4 protein-coding genes are annotated in these 2,644 nt (G+C 75.9%); 2 read left to right on the forward strand and 2 right to left on the reverse strand.

Annotation, left to right across the window (positions count from 1 at the left end; translation table 11 throughout):
- Window positions 1-363 (reverse strand): hypothetical protein (locus L0B03_RS16290; protein ID WP_250447824.1); only part of this gene is annotated, 363 nt, incomplete at its 3' end.
- 71 nt (window positions 364-434) lie between these two features.
- On the opposite strand from L0B03_RS16290, the gene L0B03_RS16295 reads away from it, so the two are divergent.
- Window positions 435-1,136, forward strand: a complete 702-nt coding sequence (locus L0B03_RS16295) for a metalloregulator ArsR/SmtB family transcription factor (RefSeq protein ID WP_250447826.1) — start codon at window positions 435-437, stop codon at window positions 1,134-1,136.
- On the forward strand, window positions 1,133-2,302 hold the full coding sequence (locus L0B03_RS16300; RefSeq protein ID WP_250447829.1) for a putative sulfate/molybdate transporter: 1,170 nt from the start codon (window positions 1,133-1,135) through the stop codon (window positions 2,300-2,302). The genes L0B03_RS16295 and L0B03_RS16300 overlap by 4 nt, the downstream gene beginning before the upstream one ends.
- Window positions 2,303-2,330: 28 nt before the next feature.
- On the opposite strand, the gene L0B03_RS16305 is transcribed toward L0B03_RS16300, so the two are convergent.
- Window positions 2,331-2,644 (reverse strand): rhodanese-like domain-containing protein (locus L0B03_RS16305; RefSeq protein ID WP_250447831.1); only part of this gene is annotated, 314 nt, incomplete at its 5' end.

Consider the following 2,644-nt stretch of genomic DNA (forward strand, 5'->3'; position numbering starts at 1 on the left):
TACCGCCGCGACCTGGGTGCGCACCGTGGCCGCCGCGGCCACGCTCGTCGCAGCGGTCCGGGTCGTGGCGAGGTCCTCGGTGAGCGCCGCGAGCCGCACGTGCTGGCTCTCCAGGAGCTCGACGAGGGGCGCCGTCCGCTCGTCACCGCGGGCCACGCGGTGCAAGCTCCCGGCGAGCGCAGCGAGGTAGGGCCGCACCCGCCCGGAGACGACGGCGTGGAGCTCGTCGCGGAACTGACCGGTGGGCACCAGGCGGTCGGCCGCGTCGCGCACCTGCGTCGCGGCGGTGTCGACGACGCGCTGGAGCGCGGCACGCTCGGCGCGCAGCTCCTCGGCGGCGGGGGTTCCGGTCACGGTGGTCATCAGGGCTCCTCACGTGCCGCCACGCTGGCGACCCCTTGTTTTTACTCCTCCAAGCGTGAAAACTCTAGTCCGTGCCCATCACCGGTCCTCCCGCCACCCGTCGCCTGCGCCCGGGGGCCCGGCGCGAGGAGATCCGTCGTCTGCTCGAGGCAGCAGGGTCCGCCCTGTCCGTGGCGGAGGTCGCCGCGCAGGTCGGCCTGCACGCCAACACCGCACGCGCACACCTCGACGAGCTCGTGCGGACCGGGCACGTCGAACGGCGCAGCGAGCACCGCGCAGCACCAGGGCGCCCCCGCGAGCTCTACACGGCCCTCGCGGTCGACGACGGCACACGGCACTACCGGATGCTCGCCGAGATGCTCGCCGCCGGCCTCGCCTCCGTCGAGGGCGGGGCCGCCGCGGCCACCGCCGGAGCCCGGAGCTGGACCGACCGGCCGATCGACCGCAGCGGGACCGCCGACCCACCCTCGGACTCGGCGACGCAGCCCCCCACCCTTCGCCCCGAGGACGCCGACGGCCTCGGCCCGGTGCTGGACCTCCTCGACCGCCACGGCTTCGCCCCCGCCCTGAGCACGGACGGCGACGCGATCGAGCTGCACCACTGCCCGTTCCTCGAGGTCGCCCGCGAACGCAGCGACGTCGTGTGCGGCGCCCACCTCGGGCTCATCCAGGGCGCGCTGGACCGCGCACGCGCGCCGCTCGAGGCGACCGGCATCACCCCCTTCGTCCGGCCCGGGCTGTGCGTCGCGACCCTCGGCCGACGCCCGTCGTGACCGCTGACACCGCGCCCGTCGAGGGCCTGCTGCCCCGGCTCCGCCTGGACCGTCACGAGGCCGCCGGGGCCTTCGGCGACCTCGGCGTGCTGGTACCGATCGCCGTGGCGATGACCCTGGTCAACGGCCTCTCGGCCACCGCGGTGTTCCTGCCCGCAGGGCTGCTGTACGTGACCTCCGGGCTCGTCTACCGCCTGCCCGTCCCGGTCCAGCCGCTCAAGGCCTTCGGGGCGATCGCGATCGCCCTGCAGCTGGGGGCCGACGAGATCGCCGCCGGGTCGCTGCTCATGGGCGCCGTGTTCCTGGCCCTGGGGAGTACGGGCACCCTGGGCCGCGTGGCCGAGCACGTCCCGCGGGTGCTCATCCGCGGGGTGCAGCTGAGCGTCGGCCTGCTCTTCGCGAAGATCGCCGTCGGCCTGGTCACGGCCCCACCCGTCACCTTCCAGGACCACACCGCACCGAGCTGGTACCTGGTCGGCGGGGCCGTGCTGGTCACCGTCGCGGCTCTGGCCCTCCGGGCCCGTGCGGTCGCCCTGGTGCTCGTCGGGATCGCGGTCGTCGTCGTGGTGGTCTCGGTCGACGGCCCGCCCGCCCTCGGTCCCTCCTCCCTCGCGCTGCCCGACCTCTCGGCGGCAGCGTTCGCGACAGCTGCCGTGAGCCTCGTGCTCCCCCAGGTCCCGCTGACCTTCGCGAACTCCTGCCTCGGGACGGCTGACGCCGCGCGCACCTACTACGGCCCCCAGGCCGCCCGCGTCACCCCGGACCGTCTGGCGATGACCCTCGGCGCGGCCAACCTCGCGGTGGGGGCCTGCGCGGGGATGCCCGTGTGCCACGGCGCCGGTGGCCTGAGCGCGCACCGCGCCTTCGGGGCTCGGACCGGCGGGGCCCCGCTGCTCCTGGGCGGTGTGCTCGTGACGCTGGCCCTGGGCCTCGGGGCGGGGCTCGCCGATCTCCTCACCGGGTTCCCGCTGCCGATCCTGGCCGGTCTCCTCGCCGTGGCCGGGCTCATGCACGTCCAGCTGCTGCGGGACCTGCGCCGCCCGCAGGACTGGGCCCTGGCCATCGCGGTGGGCGTGGTCGGCGCGACGGTCGGCCTGGCGGCCGCCCTGCTCGGCGGTCTCGCGGTCCACTGGCTGCTCGCGCGACTCCCGCGCCGATCACGCTGAGCGCGGGCGCCGATCAGGAGCTGGGCTGTCAGGAGCTGGGCAGGCTCTGGTCGACCTGCGCGGCCCAGGCCAGGATCCCGCCCTCGAGATGACGGACCTCGGCCCACCCGGCGGCCACCAGGAGGGTCGCTGCCTGGGCCGAGCGGGCACCGCTGCGGCAGTACAGGACCACCGGACGGCCCGGCGGGAGCTCGCCCCACGCCGTGCCGTCCAGGAACCGGCCGAGGGGCAGGTGCTGGTCCCCCGGCAGGGTGGCGACCAGGCGCTCGGAGGCCTCCCGCACGTCGACCAGGACCGGACGGCGGTCGTCGCCCTCGCCGTGCGCGTCGTGCTCGCGGAGCT

It is taken from the genome of Actinotalea sp. C106 (assembly GCF_023630195.1).
Taxonomy (GTDB): Bacteria; Actinomycetota; Actinomycetes; order Actinomycetales; family Cellulomonadaceae; genus Actinotalea.